This is a genomic window from Alkalihalophilus lindianensis, from assembly GCF_032843265.1.
GTDB classification, from domain to species: Bacteria; Bacillota; Bacilli; order Bacillales; family Bacillaceae_D; genus Alkalihalophilus; species Alkalihalophilus lindianensis.
The window spans coordinates 685,591-707,172 of the sequence record NZ_JAWJBA010000002.1 but is presented as its reverse complement, the minus strand read 5'-3'; the positions used below and the strand labels follow the sequence as shown (position 1 = coordinate 707,172).

At 38.7% G+C, this 21,582-nt stretch carries 20 protein-coding genes; 12 read left to right on the top strand and 8 right to left on the bottom strand.

Annotated elements, in window-relative coordinates; all coding sequences use genetic code 11:
* Positions 1-245: hypothetical protein (locus RYX56_RS10135; RefSeq protein ID WP_317121921.1), on the top strand; the 245-nt coding region annotated here is incomplete at its 5' end.
* A 26-nt stretch (positions 246-271) separates the two neighbouring features.
* Here RYX56_RS10135 and RYX56_RS10130 read toward each other — a convergent pair.
* The 8 genes from RYX56_RS10130 to dnaA form a co-directional block, all read right to left on the bottom strand.
* On the bottom strand, positions 272-1,357 hold the full coding sequence (locus RYX56_RS10130; protein WP_317121920.1) for an HD-GYP domain-containing protein: 1,086 nt from the start codon (positions 1,355-1,357) through the stop codon (positions 272-274).
* 169 nt (positions 1,358-1,526) lie between these two features.
* Positions 1,527-4,067 carry a DNA gyrase subunit A gene (gene gyrA / locus RYX56_RS10125; RefSeq protein WP_317121919.1) on the bottom strand — a complete coding sequence of 847 codons (2,541 nt, stop codon included), beginning with the start codon at positions 4,065-4,067 and terminating at the stop codon, positions 1,527-1,529.
* Between the two features lie 26 nt (positions 4,068-4,093).
* The gene (gene gyrB / locus RYX56_RS10120; RefSeq protein WP_317121918.1) at positions 4,094-6,034 is read right to left on the bottom strand and encodes a DNA topoisomerase (ATP-hydrolyzing) subunit B; all 1,941 of its coding nucleotides are present in this window, start codon (positions 6,032-6,034) and stop codon (positions 4,094-4,096) included.
* A 36-nt stretch (positions 6,035-6,070) separates the two neighbouring features.
* On the bottom strand, positions 6,071-6,352 hold the full coding sequence (gene remB, locus RYX56_RS10115; protein WP_047973637.1) for an extracellular matrix regulator RemB: 282 nt from the start codon (positions 6,350-6,352) through the stop codon (positions 6,071-6,073).
* Positions 6,353-6,363: 11 nt separating this feature from the next.
* A complete protein-coding gene (gene recF, locus RYX56_RS10110) occupies positions 6,364-7,479 on the bottom strand; it encodes a DNA replication/repair protein RecF (RefSeq protein ID WP_317121917.1) in 1,116 nt (371 codons plus the stop codon).
* Between the two features lie 11 nt (positions 7,480-7,490).
* On the bottom strand, positions 7,491-7,706 hold the full coding sequence (gene yaaA / locus RYX56_RS10105) for a S4 domain-containing protein YaaA (RefSeq protein ID WP_047973639.1): 216 nt from the start codon (positions 7,704-7,706) through the stop codon (positions 7,491-7,493).
* Between the two features lie 195 nt (positions 7,707-7,901).
* Complete coding sequence (gene dnaN, locus RYX56_RS10100; RefSeq protein WP_317121916.1) at positions 7,902-9,044, bottom strand: DNA polymerase III subunit beta; 1,143 nt, start codon at positions 9,042-9,044, stop codon at positions 7,902-7,904.
* Positions 9,045-9,223: 179 nt separating this feature from the next.
* Positions 9,224-10,576 carry a chromosomal replication initiator protein DnaA gene (gene dnaA, locus RYX56_RS10095; RefSeq protein ID WP_317121915.1) on the bottom strand — a complete coding sequence of 451 codons (1,353 nt, stop codon included), beginning with the start codon at positions 10,574-10,576 and terminating at the stop codon, positions 9,224-9,226.
* Positions 10,577-11,205: 629 nt separating this feature from the next.
* Between dnaA and rpmH the strand changes: the two genes are divergently transcribed.
* The 11 genes from rpmH (at position 11,206) to RYX56_RS10040 (ending at position 21,566) form a co-directional block, all read left to right on the top strand.
* On the top strand, positions 11,206-11,343 hold the full coding sequence (rpmH, locus tag RYX56_RS10090; protein WP_047972787.1) for a 50S ribosomal protein L34: 138 nt from the start codon (positions 11,206-11,208) through the stop codon (positions 11,341-11,343).
* A 108-nt stretch (positions 11,344-11,451) separates the two neighbouring features.
* Positions 11,452-11,811, top strand: a complete 360-nt coding sequence (gene rnpA / locus RYX56_RS10085) for a ribonuclease P protein component (RefSeq protein WP_047972788.1) — start codon at positions 11,452-11,454, stop codon at positions 11,809-11,811.
* Between the two features lie 106 nt (positions 11,812-11,917).
* Positions 11,918-12,685 (top strand): YidC family membrane integrase SpoIIIJ, encoded by a 768-nt coding sequence (gene spoIIIJ, locus RYX56_RS10080; protein ID WP_047972789.1) that lies wholly within the window; start codon positions 11,918-11,920, stop codon positions 12,683-12,685.
* Complete coding sequence (gene jag, locus RYX56_RS10075; RefSeq protein WP_317121914.1) at positions 12,682-13,305, top strand: RNA-binding cell elongation regulator Jag/EloR; 624 nt, start codon at positions 12,682-12,684, stop codon at positions 13,303-13,305. The genes spoIIIJ and jag overlap by 4 nt, the downstream gene beginning before the upstream one ends.
* Before the next feature lie 163 nt (positions 13,306-13,468).
* Positions 13,469-14,884, top strand: coding sequence for a tRNA uridine-5-carboxymethylaminomethyl(34) synthesis GTPase MnmE (mnmE, locus tag RYX56_RS10070; RefSeq protein ID WP_317121913.1), 1,416 nt, complete (start codon positions 13,469-13,471; stop codon positions 14,882-14,884).
* 24 nt (positions 14,885-14,908) lie between these two features.
* Positions 14,909-16,795 (top strand): tRNA uridine-5-carboxymethylaminomethyl(34) synthesis enzyme MnmG, encoded by a 1,887-nt coding sequence (mnmG, locus tag RYX56_RS10065; protein WP_317121912.1) that lies wholly within the window; start codon positions 14,909-14,911, stop codon positions 16,793-16,795.
* A gap of 22 nt (positions 16,796-16,817) precedes the next feature.
* Complete coding sequence (gene rsmG, locus RYX56_RS10060; protein ID WP_317121911.1) at positions 16,818-17,531, top strand: 16S rRNA (guanine(527)-N(7))-methyltransferase RsmG; 714 nt, start codon at positions 16,818-16,820, stop codon at positions 17,529-17,531.
* 166 nt (positions 17,532-17,697) lie between these two features.
* Positions 17,698-18,537, top strand: a complete 840-nt coding sequence (gene noc / locus RYX56_RS10055; protein ID WP_317121910.1) for a nucleoid occlusion protein — start codon at positions 17,698-17,700, stop codon at positions 18,535-18,537.
* Between the two features lie 204 nt (positions 18,538-18,741).
* Positions 18,742-19,503 (top strand): ParA family protein, encoded by a 762-nt coding sequence (locus RYX56_RS10050; protein WP_317121909.1) that lies wholly within the window; start codon positions 18,742-18,744, stop codon positions 19,501-19,503.
* Positions 19,496-20,344, top strand: a complete 849-nt coding sequence (locus RYX56_RS10045) for a ParB/RepB/Spo0J family partition protein (RefSeq protein ID WP_317121908.1) — start codon at positions 19,496-19,498, stop codon at positions 20,342-20,344. The genes RYX56_RS10050 and RYX56_RS10045 overlap by 8 nt, the downstream gene beginning before the upstream one ends.
* A 73-nt stretch (positions 20,345-20,417) precedes the next feature.
* Positions 20,418-21,566: an aminotransferase class V-fold PLP-dependent enzyme gene (locus RYX56_RS10040; protein WP_317121907.1), complete on the top strand. Its 1,149-nt coding sequence runs from the start codon at positions 20,418-20,420 to the stop codon at positions 21,564-21,566.
* Positions 21,567-21,582 lie beyond the last annotated feature (16 nt).

Here is a 21,582-nt window from a genome sequence, read left to right as displayed (position 1 = left end):
AGCATCTTGTTTTAAAAATTGACGAGATATCATGTATCTCTATTTCGCTTGGCTTTTGTTCAGTTTTCAAAGAACTTTTTCGTCCGTCGCTCGTTGGCGACTTAACTAATATACCATCACAGCAACGTTCCGTCAACACCTTTTTTTCAAGTTGTTTGTTTGCGTTGTTGTGGTGTGTCTCAGCGACAAGTAATAATATACCATACACTAAATATTTTATGCAACACTTTTTTAAAGAAAAATAAATAAAGATGAGAATCTCTCACCTTTATTACACAATCTCTTCAATTTGCAATGACTGATCTTTATTGAGTTCAAAAATTTCCCCAGTGTGAAGAAGCTTTATCATAGGATTACTTAGACGCTGATTATCAAAGAATATAATTTCTGCTAGGTCGCCGCATTTCAAACGAACTCTTGCACCGATTGAAAGTTGACTATAGCTTTCGCAAAACGTTTGCATGATTTGATGTTCAAATCTCCCAAAATGATCCTTACACAAATGATTAAGTACATCGTAAGGCGATTGCTTTTTACTATAAATACGTTCAGAGGTCATAGCATGAAAAACATCGGCTACCGCTATAACTTGACTAAAAGAATGTAGCTTTTTTTTGTCACTCCTCAACGGATAGCCACTACGATCAATTCGTTCATGATGTTGGAGGACAGATAATAAGATAGCATTAGAAACTCCTGTTACTTCTTTTAACATGTTATAAGAATGCACAGGATGTTTTTTGATCTCACTAAATTCAAATTTACTTAATGGACCCTTTTTCATCAAAAGCTTACTAGGGATCTTAGACATCCCTGCATCACATAGCGCTCCAGCTATACCAACCTGTAACCAATCACGCTTTGAATAATGAAGTTTCTTGGCTATAAATGACGCTAAGCATCCCACCGAAACAGAATGATGATAAATGTATTCCTCAACTTTGCTTAGGTGATGGATGGTTAACAGCTCTTTGGGATGGTCTAGTACATATTCAAATAGTGGTGTTAAGGACTTTCTAACACATATCATTTCTATCTTTTTGCCTGACTGCCACTCTATATAGAGCTTTCGATATTGTTTAACTGCTTCATTATAGATCTCTATAAACTTCTTTTCTTTTTTGATTTCTCCTTTTATTTCTTTATTTGACTCGTATATTATTCCTTGTGGCTTAAATATTACTCCATTAGCAAGGGTGGATTCAACTTCCACTATTGGTACTAAGAAAGATTGGATAGCTGATATATGATTAGAACTTAAGACCGTGTTCTCTTTTACAATCGGGGTATCTGTATGTCCCATTATCGGAACTGATAGAATGCATCCTTCAATTAGCTGATTAGGAGTAATTTTCATACCTACCCTCCCTATATTGATTAATTAGAACTAGTTCTTTATACCTTTATTATACAATATAAAACAAATAAGGGAACTTTTTATTTTTAAAATGTTAAATACAGTAATTAAACAAGGTCGATTAACACAAAAAACCTCCTAAGACGTTGTTAGTCTTAGGAGGTTCGCTTTATTCCTCGGAATTTGAATCATCTTCAATAGAAACGTCAGTAGCAAGTCCTTGACCTTCTTCTGTAGATTCTACACCTTCTTCTGATTCCATATCTTCCATTTCTTCTACTTCTTCATCTTCAATATCTACTCTAGCTACAGTTGCTACTTCTTCCCCTTCATTTACTCGGATTAAAGTAACACCTTGTGTATTACGCCCAGTTGTTGAGATCCCTTCAACATGCATACGAATAATGATACCACTTGCTGTGATGATCATGATATCGTGATCGTCGGATACAATCTTCAAGGAAACAAGCAAACCGTTTTTTTCGGTAATATTACATGTCTTGATTCCTTTACCGCCACGATTTTGTACACGGTACTCTTCAATTGGAGTTCGTTTTCCATATCCATTTTCAGTTACAATCAGTACTTGGTGTCCTTCTTCTAAAATATCCATCCCAACTACATGATCATCGTTTGTTAGGGAAATCCCTTTCACACCGCCAGCTGTACGTCCCATTAATCGAACATCATCTTCCTGGAACCTAATCGCCATACCATTTTTTGTACCAATAATAATCTCTCGGCTTCCATCTGTTAAACGAACACCATGTAATTCATCTTCACCGCGTAAAGTGATTGCAAACAAACCACCACGGCGTATGTTAGCAAATGATGAAAGCTGTGTACGCTTAGCAATTCCGTGTTTAGTTAGGAAGAAGAGATACGAATTTTCATCAAACTCTTCAATTGGGATAACAGTACTTATCGTTTCATCTTGCTCAATTTGCAAGAGATTAATAATTGGAATCCCTTTAGCTGTACGCCCAAGTTCAGGAATTTCATATCCTTTTAAGCGATACACCTTCCCTTTATTCGTAAAGAAGAGAATCGTATGATGTGAGTTTGTTGTAAATAGATGTTGCATAAAGTCATCATCATTCGTACCCATTCCTTGAATCCCTTTTCCACCACGTCTTTGACTACGGTATGTAGAAATTGGCATACGCTTGATATAGCCATGGTGTGTAAGGGTGATGACCACATTTTGACGAGGAATCAAATCTTCATCTTCAAGGTGATCTTCGTTCATCGAGATAATCGTACGACGTTGATCATTAAATTTCTCTTTTACTTCATGTAATTCCTCACGAATAATCTCTAATACTCTCTCTTCATTAGCAAGAATGGCTTTTAGCTCAGCAATTTTAGCGATTAATTCGTTGTATTCATTCTCAATCTTATCTCGCTCTAATCCTGTTAGACGTTGTAAACGCATATCGAGAATAGCCTGAGCCTGTTCATAGCTTAATTCAAATTGTTCCATTAAACCATTACGAGCAATTTCTGTTGTTTGAGAGCTACGAATTAACTTAATTACTTCATCTAGATGATCAAGCGCAATACGTAAACCTTCTAAGATATGAGCACGAGCTTCTGCTTTTCTTAATTCAAAGGCTGTACGTCTGCGAATCACTACTACTTGATGAGCGAGGTAGTGTTCAAGACATTCCTTTAGCGTCAATACTTTCGGTTGTCCATCTACTAGCGCAAGTAAATTAATACCAAAGCTTGTTTGAAGAGCTGTTTGTTTATATAAATTGTTAAGCAAGACATTTGCATTTGCACCTCGTCGTAACTCGATAACGATACGCATACCGTTACGGTCAGACTCATCTCGCAAGTCAGTAATACCTTCAATTTTCTTCTCGCGAACGAGCTCCGCAATTTTCTCAATTAACTTCGCTTTGTTCACTTGATAAGGTAGTTCAGAAACAAGGATTCTTTGTTTGCCTTTATAATCCTCGATCTCTGTTTGAGCACGTAATGTAATCGAACCTCTACCAGTTTGATACGCTTTTCGAATACCAGAACGTCCTAGAATTTCTGCTCCTGTTGGGAAATCAGGACCCGGTATATATTCCATTAATTCTGGAATACTGATGTCAGGGTTCTTTGATAACGCAAGAACACCATCAATGACTTCTCCTAATTGGTGAGGTGGAATATTTGTAGCCATCCCTACCGCAATTCCAGACGCACCGTTTACAAGTAAGTTTGGAAACCTCGCTGGTAAAACGATTGGTTCACGCTCTGAACCATCATAGTTATCTTGATAGTCAATTGTGTCTTTATTAATATCACGAATAATTTCCATCGAGATTTTAGACATTTTCGCTTCTGTATAACGCATCGCAGCTGCTGCATCTCCATCAACTGACCCAAAGTTTCCATGTCCATCAATAAGCATATAACGGTAACTGAAATCTTGCGCCATACGTACCATTGTTTCGTATACAGCAGAGTCACCATGAGGGTGATACTTACCAATAACTTCGCCGACAATACGTGCTGATTTCTTATAGGCTTTATCTGATGTCATACCTAGCTCATTCATCGCAAATAAAATACGACGATGTACAGGCTTTAGGCCATCACGTGCATCTGGTAGGGCACGACTGACGATGACACTCATTGCATAATCCATAAACGATGTTTTCATTTCTTGGCTTATATTTATCTCTTTTACTCTTGATTGGTCTTGTTCAGCCATCTATTTACAAACCTCCATCTATCCGCCTAAATATCCAGATTCTTCACATAGTGTGCGTTCTCTTGAATAAAGTCGCGTCTTGGTTCCACACGATCACCCATTAAAATCTCAAAGATCTCATCTGCCTTCATAGCATCCTCTAAAGTAACTTGCAGCACAGTTCGAGACCCCGGATCCATTGTCGTTTCCCAAAGTTGAGTAGGGTTCATTTCCCCAAGACCCTTATACCGTTGAATACCCACTTTACTTCGCTCAGTATATTGAGACATGATTACATCTAACTCTTTGTCGTTATACGCATATTGTAAGTCGCGACCTTGAGTCACTTTATATAATGGTGGTTGTGCGATATAGATATATCCTTTTTCAATTAAAGGACGCATGTAACGATAGAAGAACGTAAGAATTAACGTTCTGATATGCGCACCATCTACATCGGCATCCGTCATAATAATAATTTTGTGGTAACGGGCTTTTTCAATATTAAAATCATCGCCAATACCAGTACCTAGTGCTGTAATGATTGCACGAATCTCGTTATTTGCAAGAATTTTATCAAGTCTTGCTTTTTCAACATTAATAATTTTACCACGAAGAGGCAGAATGGCTTGGAAGTGACGATCACGCCCTTGCTTTGCTGAACCACCGGCAGAGTCACCCTCAACGATATAAATTTCACTAATTGTTGCATCCTTCGACGAACAATCCGCTAATTTACCAGGCAAGGAGCTGACTTCAAGTGCACTTTTACGCCTCGTCAGTTCGCGTGCTTTTTTAGCAGCTTCACGAGCTCTAGATGCCATTAACCCTTTCTCAACAATTTTCTTACCCACTTGCGGATGTTCAATCATGAAACGAGAAAAAGCTTCTGTAAATAATGAATCGGTAATTGTACGAGCTTCACTGTTACCAAGCTTCGTTTTTGTTTGTCCTTCAAACTGCGGATCAGGAATTTTAACAGAAATAATCGCTGTTAATCCTTCACGCACATCTTCCCCAGTTAAATTCGGATCATTTTCTTTAAAAAGACTATTCTTTCTTGCATAGTCATTAATAACACGTGTTAGTCCGGTCTTAAACCCAGACTCATGCGTACCACCTTCATGAGTACTAATGTTATTAGCAAACGAATAGATATTACTCACATAGCCCTCATTGTACTGAACGGCTACTTCTACCGTTAAACCTTCTTTTTCAGCTTCAATGTGGATCGGTTCATCATGAAGGACTTCTTTCGAACGGTTTAAATGCTCAACGAACGAAGCGATACCACCCTCATAGTAATAAGTAGCTGTTTTCTCTTCACCACGTTTATCGGTAATAATGATTGTTAGCCCTTTATTTAAAAACGCAAGCTCACGTAAGCGAGTTGCAAGTATGTCAAATTCATACTCTGTCGTTTCTGTAAAAATTTCAGTATCAGGTTTAAAGCGGATAATCGTACCACGTTTATCAGTTTCGCCAATGATAGATAAATCAGCAGCCGGAACCCCGCGATTGTATTCTTGATAGTACACTTGATTTTCTCTGTGTACTTCTACTTCAAGTTTTGTCGATAGAGCATTTACTACAGATGCACCAACGCCGTGAAGACCACCCGAAACTTTATATCCACCGCCGCCAAACTTACCGCCGGCGTGTAAAACTGTCATAATGACTTCAACAGCTGGACGTCCCATTTTTTCATGAATTCCAACAGGAATCCCACGTCCATTATCTTCAACAGAAATACTATTATCCTCTTCAATCGTTACTTTAATCGTATCACAATGTCCTGCCATTGCTTCATCGATACTATTATCAACGATCTCCCAAACTAAGTGATGAAGTCCACGCCCACTAGTAGATCCTATGTACATTCCAGGACGTTTCCTAACTGCTTCTAACCCTTCAAGCACTTGTATCTGACTTTCATCATACGATTGATGTTCAGAATGTTGTTCATTCGTCACTTTATTCACCTTCATTCTCAAAGTTCTTCATGCATATACTTCTAAAAAAGACTACTCTACGTCTTCCTCAATACTAGTTTGAATCTCAAGATCTGATACTACTTGAGCTCTTTTGTTTAATGTCAGCGAGGATACGGGGGAAAAATATACAACATCATCTGTAATCACAATTGATTTTGTAAAGTCTTGTGAGATGACTGTACATTTTTTTCGCTCCTTTTCAGTTTTAAGATAAGCCTTTGTCACAACTGACATATCTTGTACGTCACGATCTAGTATGGCAATAATTTCTTTTGAGCGAATGATGACATCTCCACCTAAATGAATAAACATAGCACACCGCCTTATGCGTCGTTTGAAATTGTTCCTTGTTCGACTCTAAAGATTGCTGCACCGTTTAGCGCTTCATGATGAACCCCGCTAATAGAGGTTGTCGTCACAAAGGTTTGAACACGCTGACCAATAGAGTGTAATAAATGAGATTGTCTATAATCATCTAACTCAGAGAGGACATCATCCAATAAAAGAATCGGATATTCGCCTATTTCAGCATGAATCAATTCGATTTCAGCCAACTTAACTGCCAATGCAGTCGTTCTTTGTTGTCCTTGAGAGCCATAGGTTTGGACATCGCGATCATTCACTAGAAAACCAAGATCATCTCTTTGAGGTCCAAATAATGTAACCCCTCGAGCAATCTCACGTTTCTTCTTCTCTTCATATGTTTTCATGAATACTTCTTTCATTTTCGGCAAGTCCATCTCTTCTAATACATCACATGATGGTTTGTATTCAATTTTAAGTTGTTCTTTGGCCCTACTAATATCATGGTGAATTTCTTCAGCCCACTTTTGCAGTTGACCTAAAAAGACAAAGCGCCGCTTCGTAATTTGCGTAGCTAACTCAACTAACTGCTCTGTTAAAATATCAAGCATGTCCAACGAACCTTTACCAATTTGTAAATCTTTCAATAAGAAATTACGTTGTTGGAGTACTTTTTGATAGAGACCTAAGTGGTGCAAGTAGATAGGGCTAATTTGACCGAGCTCCATATCGATAAATCTTCTACGCAGTTGCGGACTACCCTTCACTAAGTTCAAATCCTCTGGCGCAAACATGACAACATTAACGGCTCCAACATATTCACTGAGCTTTCGTTTTTCTATTCCGTTTAACTTGACCTTTTTTCCCTTTGTTGAAATTACTAGATCAAGCTCAACTGAACCAGTTTGTCTACTCACTTGCCCTTGAAGTTTGGCAAAGTCATTTGTCCAGCGAATTAATTCCTTGTCTTTTGAGGTCCGGTGGGATTTAGCAAGAGCTAACACATAAATAGCTTCAATTGCATTTGTTTTGCCTTGGGCGTTCTCACCGATAAACACATTCATTCTGTCATCAAAATTGAGCTCAACTCGTTCGTAATTGCGAAACTGGCGAATGTGAAGCGACTTAATAATCATCTACTTAACCCTTAACCATTCACAATTTCAATTATTGTTTCATCAGCTAGCTTCACACGATCTCCTGTGAAGAGCTTTTTCCCACGACGATTTTCTAACTCTCCGTTCACGTACACTTCATATTCACTTAAATACCATTTCGCCATACCACCAGTATCAATTGCCCCTACTTCTTTTAAAAGCTGGCCTAAGGTGATGTACTCTGTTGAAATTGAAAGTTGGTTCATTGGAAATCCTCACTCTTTCTCGCTCAATTGAGCAAAATGTTTATCCACCAAAGTTAAGACAGCAAATCAATGGTGAGATGCTGCCTTCTTTGTTTTCCGTCTTCGATTAGTCTTTACTCTATTGTACTAGAGACAAGCCAGATAGCCAAGACCTACTTCATAAACGCTTGGTGTATTGGGCTAAATTTCACAATTCTAGTACGTACGAACTGGAGAAAAGAGGTGTAAATAATGGTCATGGTCAGTAGGACGAATCACGAAAGGACTCATAGCTCCAGTAAACACAATATTAATTTCTTCACTATCTACAACCTTTAGAGCATCAATGATATTTTTTCCGTTAAAGGAAATACGCATATCTTCTCCTTGCATATTATCACTTTGAATACTTTCTGTTACTTTACCTACCTCAGGTTGAATAGATGTAATTTCAATCAATCCACCTTCAAGCGTTTTTAAATTGATGACATTGTTCTTTCCTTCACGAGAAAGCAACAACGCACGTTCAAGCGTTTGTAAAAAAGGCTTGGATTTTAATGTAAAAGATGTTTTTGACTGGGTTGGAATCATATTTTTAGTAACTGGATACTTTCCTTCTAGCAAACGAGAGAAAAATAATAGGTTTTTTAATTTAAATAAAATTTGATTTTCAGTAACAACTACATCAATTAGCTCGTTTGAATCATCAAGAATCTTACTAAGTTCATTTAGTGATTTACCAGGTATCACTACATTCGAAAATGAAAGTTCTTCATCATTACGTTCGATCGTCGCTTTTCGCATAGCGAGACGATGACTATCTGTAGCAGTACAGATCAATTCTCCAGCTTCTGTCTCCAGGTTTACACCTGTCAACACCGGGCGTGTTTCTTGAGTGGACACTGCGAAGACTGTTTGACGAATCATATTCTTCAACATATCTTGCGGTAGTCGGAAAAGAAGATCTTCTTCTAGCTGAGGAAGACGCGGATACTCTTCCGGATCAAGTCCATTTAAATTAAAAACAGAGGAACCTGAGCGTATCGTTGTAGCAAATTGATCTTGCACAATAACCTCGATTGTATCTCCTGGAAGCTTTTTAACAATCTCGGCAAAGAAACGCGCTTGCAGTACAATGCTTCCTTCTTCTTCGATCGTTACTATTTCCGTTTCAGCATCCTCTTTAGGGATAAACGTTTCAATCGATACATCTGAGTCACTTCCAGTTAACGTTACTCCTTCATGGTCAGCGACTATTTTAATTCCAGTCAAAATAGGAATTGTTGTACGAGAAGATACCGCTTTTGCAACATGCTGAACATCATGAACAAAGCGATCTCGTTGAATAGTAAATTGCATGATTAAATGCCCCTTTAATAATTAATTTTTATTTTTAAAAAGATCGTAATAATAGTAATAGGGAGTGTGGATTTGTGGATAACTACCATTTTAAGTTGAAAGAGAGAGCCTATCAACATGTGGATAGTGTGTTGATAGGCCTGCACTAGTTATTAACAGTGTACACAATTTATTTTTGCCTAAGAGCGAAGTTGCTCCATGATTTCTTGTACTTTTTGCTGGAGTTCTTGATCTGTTGTTAGCATCCTTGAAATTTTCTCGTGTGCATGAATGACGGTGGTGTGATCTCTACCGCCAAACTCACTTCCTATTTTAGGGAGCGATGCGTCTGTCATTTCGCGTGATAGATACATAGCGATTTGTCTAGGATAAGCAACTGATTTTGTCCGTTTCTTTGCCTTAAAGTCTTCTAACTTCACATGGTAGAACTCACCTACCAATTTCTGAATATCGGTAATCGTTAAGATTTTCGGCTTGGAATTCGGAATAATATCTTTTAGAGCTTCAGCTGCCAAGTCGGCGTTCATATCTTGATTAATCAAAGAAGAATAAGCGACTACCCGGATGAGTGCTCCTTCTAACTCTCTAATATTAGTATCAATTTGATTGGCGATATAGAGCATGACTTCATTTGGAATATCTAAGTTTTCAGCCTTTGCTTTCTTTCTCAAGATCGCAATACGCGTTTCTAAGTCAGGCGGTGTAATGTCGGTAATAAGGCCCCACTCAAACCTTGAACGCAAACGATCCTCGAGGGTCGGAATTTCTTTAGGCGGTCGATCACTTGAAATGACTATTTGCTTTGATTCCTCATGTAATGCATTAAATGTATGGAAAAATTCTTCTTGTGTTTGTTCTTTTCCAGCTAAGAACTGAATATCATCAATAAGCAGCACATCTACATTGCGATACTTATTGCGAAAGTTAACCGCTTTGTTATCACGAATGGAATTAATAAATTCATTTGTGAACTTCTCTGATGAAAGATAGACCACTTTTGCATTTGGATTGTGATCCATCACATAATGCCCAATTGCATGCATTAAGTGAGTTTTGCCCAGTCCTACGCCCCCGTAAATAAATAGAGGATTATAAGCTTTAGCAGGTGCTTCGGCCACAGCGAGCGAAGCGGCGTGTGCAAAGCGGTTCCCAGAACCAATAACAAATGTATCAAATGTGTATTTGTCATTTAACATTGTTTTGGTGCCGTTACTATTGCCATTAGTATCTTGTACTGGCTTTTTCTTTTTAGGTGGCTCAATTAAAAAATCATCCTCAAGTTCGTTTTGAGGGATGACAAATCTCGGAATTAAGCGGGCTCCCGTTAATTGTTCTATTGTATCGGAGGTTAGTCCGGCATAATGCTCCTCTAGCCAGTCCCGAGCAAATTCATTTGGTGCTGTAATGGTTATGACATCGTTTTGAATGTCATTGGCTTTAGTTGATTTAAGCCATGTCTCATAACTAGGCTTACTCACTTTTTTCTCCATTTCAGCTAAAGCTCGTTCCCATAAATCATGTATATTCTCCAACCGACGTACCCTCCTTTTTAACCGTTTCTTTAAGTGACTCGTTTTCCATTCACCATAAAAAGCCGCTGTAAAACCTTTGTACAACGTCCGGAAATCAGTGAATAAATATCCATACACACCCCAAATGTGGAGAGTGATATAATATAGTAGGAAAATAACTTTTAAACATTTATAGACATCCTGTGGACAAGGTATTAAACAGTCGCAAAAAACTGTCCACAAGTTTACCCACAGGTTGTGGACAATATTAAGGTGGAATTAGGCTATCCACGAGTGAAAACATATTAATCATAGCAAAAAAACAGTACTCTCGCAACGCTTTCTTGTATTTATCCACATAGCACAGGATCTTGTGTTTTGAACTTGTCCACAACACAAGATATGTGAATAAGGTGTCGATAAAGTTGAGGATAGATCGAAGAATGTCGAAAATAAGTTATCCACATGCTTTTTTGGAGAATGTAGAAGTTTGGTGTACAATAGAGGAGAATAAATAAATGGATCGGTTAATAGCTGAAGATCGAGTAGGGTTGTTTGGTAATTTAAAAACTTATCTTGACAACTGCACCTCATGTTTCTTATAATTTACAAGAATGTCTTTAGAAAGTATCCTCAGGGAGGTGTAATAAATGGGAAAACCAACTTTCCAACCGAATAATCGTAAACGTAAAAAAGTACACGGTTTCCGTACGCGTATGAGTACTAAAAACGGCCGTAATGTATTAGCTCGTCGTCGTCGTAAAGGAAGAAAAGTATTATCTGCATAGGCCACTGAATGTCAGTGGTCTTTTTCTACTTCTAAAAGAAGGAAGATCTAAGTAGAATGTTGAAGATTTAAGTTCAGATAATCTTTTGAGTGTTTGAGGTGTACGTACATGAGAAAAGAGCAACGGATCAAGAAAAACGAAGAGTTCTCGTCCGTATTTAAAAAAGGTCAGTCCGTTGCCAATCGGCAATTTGTACTGTATTCCTTGAAAAAAGAGGGACAAGCTAATTTTCGAATTGGATTGTCCGTAAGTAAAAAAGTCGGGAATGCTGTTGTTCGCAATCGTATTAAACGTTATGTGAGAACAGTATTCCAAACTTATCAAGAAGAGCTTCCGCCAAATTATGATTTTGTTATTATTGCAAGACACCCAGTTGCTGAAATGGACTTTCATCAAGTCGAATCTAGTTTAAAACATGTGCTGAAAAAAGCACGCCATATAAAAAAGAAGGATCATACGTCACATTAAGAATCGGATCTATTCATTATAATAATATTGTAGATTATCGGTGAACTGTTCTGATTGGTACGTGCGTTCATATAAATAGAACGAAGATGGACAAGGAGGAGAGCTCGTGCTCAAGAAGTTTGGACTAATAACAATGATAATTGGTCTGCTCTTTGTTATGACTGGATGTTTTGACATTGATCAACCAATCACAAGAGATAGTGAAGGGTTCTGGAATTCATATTTTGTTTACCCACTATCTTGGCTCATCATTTATTTTGGAGAATTGTTAAATAGTTACGGTCTGTCTATTATTGTCGTAACGATTTTATTACGTCTATTAATTCTTCCACTAATGATCAAGCAAACCAAGAGTGCAAAGGCGATGCAAGCAATCCAACCGGAGATGCAAAAGCTTCGTGAAAAATACAGTGCTAAAGATCAAAAAACTCAACAAAAACTACAACAAGAAATGATGGCTATGTTCCAAGAGCGTGGTGTAAATCCACTAGCTGGTTGCTTACCTCTATTGGTGCAGATGCCAATCTTACTTGCTTTTTATCACGCGATTATGCGTACAGATGTAATTGGTAACTACTCATTCCTTTGGTTTGAATTAGGAGCACCAGATCCATTTGTCTTACCGATTGTTGCAGGTATCACAACATTCATCCAACAAAAGATGATGATGGTAACGGACAATCCGCAAATGAAGATTCTTCTATATGTAATGCCAGTTATGATTTTTGTCTTTGCCATGTTCTTCCCAGCAGCTCTAACACTTTACTGGGTAGTAGGTAACCTTGTAATGATTACTCAAACATACTTTATTACAGGACCGAATGTTGGAAAAAGCAAAACAGCTGAAGCTACTGCAGGAGGGAAGAAAAAGTGACCCATGTGACTGTATCAGGTACGACGATTGAAGAAGCTGTAAAAAAAGCATTGTTGGAACTTGAAACGACGGAAGCGCGTCTTTCGTATCGAGTTGTCGAAGAACCGAAAAAAGGATTTCTTGGCTTTCTTGGATCAAGACCCGCAACAATTGAAGCTCACATCAAACCTGATCCAATCATGGAAGCTTATTCATTTCTAGAAACAACCATTTCTTTAATGGGAGTTCCGGCTACAATTGAGCAAAGTGAAGGTCAAGGGAAAACTCGTTTTGACTTGAAAAGCACAGAAGATATGGGTCGCGTGATTGGAAAGCGAGGGCAAACGCTCGAATCCTTAGATTATTTAACGAATCTAGTCGCTAATCGTCACAAAGACGCAGATTATGTCGCCATTGAAGTCGACGCAGAAAATTATCGCGAAAGACGTAGAGAAGCCCTTGTTCAGCTTGCACTGCGTGTAGCCGAAAAAGTAAAAGCAATCAATAAGCCCGTTTCACTAGAACCGATGAGTGCGCAAGAACGTAAAGTCATTCATTCTGCCTTGCAGTCTGCTGCAGGTGTCGAAACGTACTCGAAGGGAAAGGGACGCGAACGACATATTGTCGTCGGCCCTAAATAAATGAAGAACGAGGATGGCTCAAAGTGAGTCATCCTTTTTCTCTGGTTAGTACTAAGCATAATGTGGAAGAAAGATCAAGCTTCTGACATAGCTTTTAGAAGATACGTGTGCTATTCTAAACATTTAGGAGTTACTTTTTAATGAGTATGCAAAGATAAGATAGATGTTAACAATAGAAGGAAAAAGGAAAGACTGTGAGGTGAACATAGTGGAATTTGATACAATAGCAGCGATTTCTACTGCGCTTGGAGAAGGTGCTATAGGAATTGTACGATTAAGCGGTGATGAGGCGGTTACGATTGCAGATAAGATTTATCAAGGGGCAAAGCCATTAGAGGAAGTAGCCTCTCATACAATTGTGTACGGCTATATTATGGACCAAGACGTACGAGTTGAAGAAGCAATGGTGTCGATCATGAGGGCACCACGGACTTTTACGCGTGAAGATGTCGTTGAGATTAACTGTCATGGTGGGCTCGTATCGGTTAATAAAGTTCTACAATTAGCTTTAAAACATGGTGCTAGATTGGCTGAACCTGGTGAATTCACGAAACGAGCTTTTTTAAATGGTCGAATTGATCTATCTCAAGCTGAGGGAGTTATGGACTTAATTCGTGCGAAAACAGATAAGGCAATGAATGTAGCACTCGGGCAAGTCGAGGGGCGTCTTTCAAAGAAAATTTCAACACTACGACAAGCGCTACTAGAAACAGTTGCACATGTAGAAGTGAACATTGATTATCCAGAGTATGATGCTGAAGTCATGACTCATGAGTTATTAATTGAAAAGGCCAGCTTTGTAGAACGGGAAATTGATAAGCTACTCGGCACAGCAAACCAAGGAAAGATTTTACGTGAAGGCTTATCGACGGTCATCATCGGCCGTCCGAATGTTGGTAAATCTTCTTTGTTAAATAGTTTAGTCCACGAAGAAAAAGCAATTGTAACAGATATTGCTGGTACAACTAGAGATGTAATTGAAGAGTATGTAAATGTACGCGGTGTACCATTAAAGCTTGTCGATACTGCTGGAATTAGAGAGACAGAGGATATGGTCGAAAGAATTGGTGTCGAACGATCTAGACAGGTGCTAAAAGAAGCCGAATTAATTTTACTTGTTTTAAACCACGGTGAACAATTGTCTAAAGAAGATGAAGCTTTATTTGAAGCGGTTAAACATTTAAATGTTATCGTGATTGTTAATAAAACAGATGTAGAGCGGAAAATTGATCTAGAACGAGTGAAGCAATTAGCTGAAGGGCGTCCAGTTGTGACGACTTCTCTCATTAAAGATGAAGGTGTAGATGAGCTCGAAGCTGCGATTGCGTCCTTATTTTTTGAAGGTGATTTAGAGGGCGGGGATGCAACATATGTATCTAATTCGCGTCATATCGCACTACTTGAACAAGCAAAGTCAACCATTCAAGATGCAATGGCTGCAACTGAAATGGGTGTTCCTATTGATCTTATTCAAATTGACATTACAAGAACGTGGGAGCTTTTAGGTGAAATTATTGGCGATAGTGTGCATGAAAGCTTGATCGATCAACTGTTCTCCCAATTTTGTTTAGGGAAATAATTAGTTAAAAAAGGAGGTTTTCATATGAGTTATAATGGTGGAGAATTTGACGTCATCGTTGTAGGTGCAGGCCATGCAGGGGTAGAAGCTGGACTCGCGTCTGCGCGTATGGGGGCAAATACATTGATGTTGACACTGAATTTAGATGCTGTTGCATTTATGCCATGTAATCCTTCGGTTGGAGGTCCTGCAAAAGGAATTGTCGTTCGTGAAATTGACGCTCTAGGTGGGGAAATGGCTCGTAATATTGATAAAACACATATTCAAATGAGAATGTTAAATACAGGGAAAGGTCCTGCAGTTCGTGCATTGCGCGCACAAGCTGATAAATTTTTATATCAACATGAAATGAAGAAAACAATTGAGGAAGAAGAGAATTTACTTCTTCGTCAAGGCATGGTGGAGCGCCTTATTATTGAAGACGGAGAATGCAGAGGTGTTATTACGAACACGGGAGCTGAGTATCGTAGTAAATCCGTTGTGATTACAACTGGAACTTACTTACGTGGGAAAATTATTTTAGGTGAGCTTGCTTATGAGAGTGGCCCTAATAACATGCAGCCATCTGTGCAGCTATCGTACCACTTACAAGAGCTTGGTTTTGATATGGTACGTTTCAAAACAGGAACGCCGCCTCGAGTGAACGGAAATACAATTGACTATGATAAAACAGAAATTCAACCTGGTGATGATGTACCACGTGCATTTTCATATGAAACCACTAAATACATCACCGATCAATTGCCATGCTGGTTAACCTATACTGGTGAAGAGACTCATCAAATTATTAACAATAACTTATCTCGTTCTCCAATGTACTCTGGAATGATTGAAGGAACAGGTCCTCGTTATTGTCCTTCTATTGAGGATAAAATCGTACGTTTCAATGACAAACCTCGTCATCAAATCTTCTTAGAGCCAGAAGGTAGGAATACAACGGAAGTTTACGTTCAAGGTTTATCAACAAGTTTACCAGAAGATGTTCAATTAAATATCCTTAAATCCATTCCTGGCCTTGAAAATGTCCGCATGATGCGCCCTGGTTATGCGATTGAATATGATGCCATCGTACCTACGCAATTATGGCCTACACTAGAAACGAAAAAGGTTCCTGGTTTATTTACTGCAGGTCAAATCAATGGTACATCTGGTTATGAGGAAGCTGCTGGTCAAGGAATTATGGCTGGTATTAATGCAGCTCGTAAGGCCCAAGGACATGAAGGTTTGATTTTAGATCGTTCAGAGGCGTATATTGGTGTACTGATTGATGATTTGATTACAAAAGGAACAAACGAACCGTACCGTTTATTAACATCTCGTGCAGAGTACCGCCTCTTGTTACGTCATGATAATGCAGACTTGCGTTTAACAGAAAAAGGCTACGAGATTGGCTTAGTAAGTGAAGATCGCTTTAAGCGATTTGAAGCGAAAAAAGCAGAAGTTGCAGCTGAAAAGAAACGTCTAGAAAAGATCATTATTAAGCCTTCGGATGAAGTGGCTGCCTTACTTGAAGAAGTAGGATCTACACCGCTGCAAGAAGCGGTTCGTGCATCACTGTTATTAAAACGTCCTGAGTTAACGTATCCTAATGTGGCTAGAATCATCCCTGCACCAGATACACCTATTAGTGAGGATGTAGGCGAGCAAGTTGAGATACAAGTGAAGTATGAAGGTTATATCGAAAAACAACTTCAACAAGTAGAGCGTTCGAAAAAAATGGAAAATAAGAAGATTCCTGAGGATCTTGATTATCATGCCATTAATGGATTAGCGACAGAGGCAAGGCAGAAGTTAAGCGAAGTACGTCCTCTATCAGTCGGACAAGCATCAAGGGTATCAGGGGTGAATCCAGCTGATATTTCGATTTTACTTGTGTATTTAGAACAAGGGAGATTGGCGAAGATTAAGTAAATGCTTGTAATGGAGGCTATGTATGAGTAAAGACGTATTTGTATCATTAGTGAGGGAACAAGGGATTGAATTATCAGCTAAGCAATTGCATCAATTTGATCGTTATTTTGAAATATTGGTGGAATGGAACGAAAAAATGAATCTTACGGCCTTAACGAGCGAAGAAGATGTATATATTAAGCATTTTTATGATTCTATTTCCGCCGGTTTCTTCTATTCATTTGAAGCGGGACAAAAAATCATTGATGTGGGTGCAGGTGCAGGCTTTCCTAGCATTCCACTGAAAATAATCTACCCTGATTTACATGTTAGTATTGTTGATTCTCTTAAAAAGCGTATAGGATTTTTAGAGCATTTAGCAACAGAGCTTGAATTAGAAGGGGTAGCCTTTTATCATGATCGTGCGGAGACATTTGGGCAAAATCCTGCTCATAGAGAACAGTATGATATCGTGACTGGACGTGCAGTCGCTAGAATGTCAGTATTAGCTGAGCTATGCATACCACTTGTAAAAGTAGGCGGAGACTTTATTGCGATGAAAGGTGCAGGAGCAGAAGGTGAGTTAGCAGATGCTGAAAATGCCTTGAAGCAATTAGGGGCAAAAGTGAAAAAGGACTATACCTTTAAATTGCCAATTGAAGAAAGTGAGCGTCATATCACAGTTATTGAAAAACAAAAAGCAACGAAAAAGAAATATCCTAGAAAGCCGGGAACACCAAATAAACAACCATTATAGGTCATGTTTCACATGAAACATGACCTTTCTCCCTCTGTCAATATGTAAGGTTTTACTTGACGGTATGGAGTAAGCAGGATATAAAAGAACTAGGAATAAAAGAAGGAACTAGGCAGTCTCTGTCGAATATAGCAAGACGGTTATTATCAGAAGGTGGTGTCAGGCGATGAAGCAACCGTTTTCACGCCTATTTGGCTTTAGTGATAAGCATGAAGAGGTTGAAGCGAGTGGAAATGAAGAAGTACAACAAATTGCGATTGCAGATATTGTTCCGAATCGTTTTCAACCACGGACTGTATTTGATGAAGAGCGGATCGAGGAGCTTGCTCAAACAATCCGCACACATGGAGTCATTCAGCCAATTGTTGTACGTGAACGCGATGGGAAGTATGAATTAATTGCAGGTGAACGTAGGTGGAGAGCTGTTACAAAGCTTGGTTGGGAGAAGATTCCTGCTTTAGTTAAGGAATTCAACGATTCTCAAACGGCATCTATTGCTTTAATTGAAAACCTGCAGCGTGAGGGATTAACTTCGATTGAAGAAGCAATTGCGTATGCGAAATTAATTGAACTTCATGGACTAACACAGGAAAGCTTGGCGCAACGATTAGGCAAAGGTCAATCGACCGTCGCGAATAAATTACGTCTGCTTCATCTGCCTGAGACAGTCCAGCATGCTATTTTAGAACGTCATATATCAGAACGTCATGCAAGAGCATTACTCGCTTTAAAAGACGAAGAGCTCCAAGTAAAGCTTCTTGAAGAGATTATCGAGAAGCATTTAAATGTGAAGCAAACCGAAGAAAAAGTACGTATGCACTTAGATGGTCAAGCTGAACCTAAGAAAAAAGCAACTCGTAAGTCTTATTCAAAAGACATGAGAATTGCGATGAATACAATCCGTCAATCAGTAGATATGGTCTTAAAAAGTGGATTGCACGTTGATGCTGATGAGGAAGAAAACGACGAATTCTATCAATTTACTATTCGTATACCGAAGAAATAATCTATCGATTTTCGATAGATTATTTTTATGAGGAAAAACGAATTTGTATGACATCGAAAGAAATTTTAAACTCACGCAACTTTCTAAAATTTTCAATGGAAACTATGTTAAAATGAAGTGAAACATCTATTAAATCAACCTGCTCATACATCATGTGTGAGATAGCTAGAGATAAAGTAAGGTGAACAGAAAGTGGGTGACAGCATGGCTAAAGTCATTGCTGTAGCAAATCAAAAAGGTGGCGTTGGCAAGACAACAACTGCTGTCAATCTAAGTGCTTGTTTAGCTTATATTGGGAAAAAAGTTTTATTAGTCGACATAGATCCTCAAGGAAATGCAACGAGTGGGGTTGGTGTCGAAAAGGGTGACGTAGATGAATGTGTCTACGATATTTTAGTTGAAGATGTTGAGGCAAGTAAAGTGATCAAACAAACAACTGTAGAGAATCTACATGTGCTACCTTCAACTATTCAACTATCAGGAGCAGAAATAGAGTTAGTTCCAACGATTTCAAGGGAAGTTCGCTTGAAGCGAGCTCTACAATCTGTCGCTAAAGACTATGATTATATTTTTATTGATTGTCCGCCGTCTTTAGGGCTCTTGACCATCAATGCTCTAACCGCGTCAGATAGCGTGCTCATTCCTGTTCAGTGTGAATATTACGCATTAGAAGGATTAAGTCAGCTTTTAAATACAGTTCGACTTGTGCAAAAGCATTTGAATACGGACCTAGCCATTGAAGGTGTGTTATTAACGATGCTAGATGCTCGTACAAATTTAGGTATTCAAGTAATTGATGAAGTGAAAAAATATTTTCGTGAAAAAGTGTTCGATACGATCATTCCTAGAAATGTTCGTTTGGGAGAAGCACCTAGTCACGGTAAACCGATTATCATTTATGATGCGAAATCACGTGGTGCCCATGTATATGTAGATTTAGCAAAGGAAGTGGTGTCTAGTGGCTAAAGGATTAGGCAAAGGATTACAAGCGTTTTTTCCAGAGAATAATGAACAGCAAGATCAAGTACAGGAAATGGCTATAAACGAGTTGAGGCCGAACCCTTATCAACCACGTAAACTTTTTTCAGATAAAGCCATTTCTGAGCTCGCAGATTCTATTAAAAGCCATGGTATCTTACAACCAATCATTGCCAGAAAGAGTATTAAAGGGTATGAAATCGTTGTAGGTGAAAGAAGGTATAGAGCAGCCCAAAAAGCTGGACTCAAAACCGTTCCAGTTGTTGTACGTGAACTTGATGAACAGAAGATGATGGAACTTGCTTTAATTGAAAACCTGCAGCGCGAAGACTTAAATCCTATTGAAGAGGCGATGGCCTACGAAAAGTTAATGGAACATCTCAATTACACGCAAGAGCAATTAGCTAGTCGACTTGGTATGAGCCGCCCGCATATTGCAAATCATATTCGCTTACTTCAATTGCCAAAGGTTGTTCAGGAATTCATTTCTCAGGGAACTTTATCAATGGGGCATGGCAGAGCTTTGCTTGGTGTTAAAGATAAACAAAAGCTTTCGATCTTAATTGAAAAGATTATTGAAGATCGTTTAAGTGTGCGTGAGGTAGAAGAGTTAGTGAATCAATTAAATGATCGTGTTTCACGTGAAACATCACGTAAGAAGATTCAACTAACCCCGCAATTAAAAGAACATCAAGACTACTTACGTTCACGTTTTGGTACATCGGTTTCCATTAAGCCTGGAAAAAACAAAGGGAAAATTGAAATTGATTATTTTTCTGAAGATGACCTTGAACGTATTTTAACATTGTTACAATCAGAGCAATCTTGAAGATTGAGTATGAAGGAGTCATCAACGTAAATGATGACTTCTTTTTCTATCATTTTTATAAAGGAGAATCCTAATGATTTATTTCGATCATGCTGCTTCCTCTTACCCTAAACCTGCAACTGTGGGTGAAGCGATGCTTGAGGCAGTGAATGAATATGCAGCGAATCCTGGGCGAGGTGGCCATCAGTTAGCGGAAAGAGCGAGAATGGTCATTCAAGAGGCTAGAAAAGAAATTGCCACGTTTTTTAATGCGCCAAGTGGAAAGCATGTGTGGTTTTACCAAAATGCGACGATGGCTCTTAATCAAGCGATAGGTGGTTTTCCATTTGTAGCTGGTGACCAAATTGTCACGACTGCCTTTGAACATAATTCGGTTTTACGTCCTGTTCATAGATTGACACAAACCAAGCAAATAGAAACGACTTATATAAAACCAAATGATGACGGCATTATTTCTATGGTGGAAATGAACGAGGCAGTAACAAGTAAAACAAAAGCGATTGTGATCTCGCATGCCTCCAACGTAACTGGGGCAATTGTAGACATCCAAGCTGTTTCTAAACTAGCAAAAAGAGTAGGAGCTATATTGATTGTCGATGCTTCGCAAACAGCTGGAACGATCTCGATTGATATGGAGAGAGATGGTATTGACCTATTAGCATTTGCTGGACATAAAAGTTTGCTTGGACCTCAAGGGACAGGGGTTTTGCTTTCTAAAAAAGATTATAATCTCGAACCTTTAATGCATGGCGGAACGGGGAGCTACTCTGAAAGTAGCGAACAACCGACTGAATGGCCAGATCGTTATGAGGCAGGGACATTAAATACACCAGGAATTGCTGGCCTATTAGCCGGTTTAAAAGAAGTCAGTGCCCTCGGAATTGAAAAGATTTATTCTCATGAGCAAGCCTTATTAATGGAACTGCTAAGTGGGTTTAAACAAATAGAAGAAATAGAAGTATTCGGACCTACCCAACTTGAAGATCGGTTAGCTGTTTGCTCGTTTCGTTTAAATAATGTAGAAAGTCACGAGTTGGCTTTTATATTAGATGAACACTATCGAATCGCCGTGAGAGCAGGGTTACATTGTTCCCCGATGACTCACCATCAATTAAATACAGTTGATACCGGGCTTGTCAGAGTAAGCTTTGGACCATATAACACAATAGAAGAAGTGAGAAAGTTAGTAGAGGCATTAGTAGAGATAGAGCAAGCATTTTAGGAGAGTAGGAGAGTTA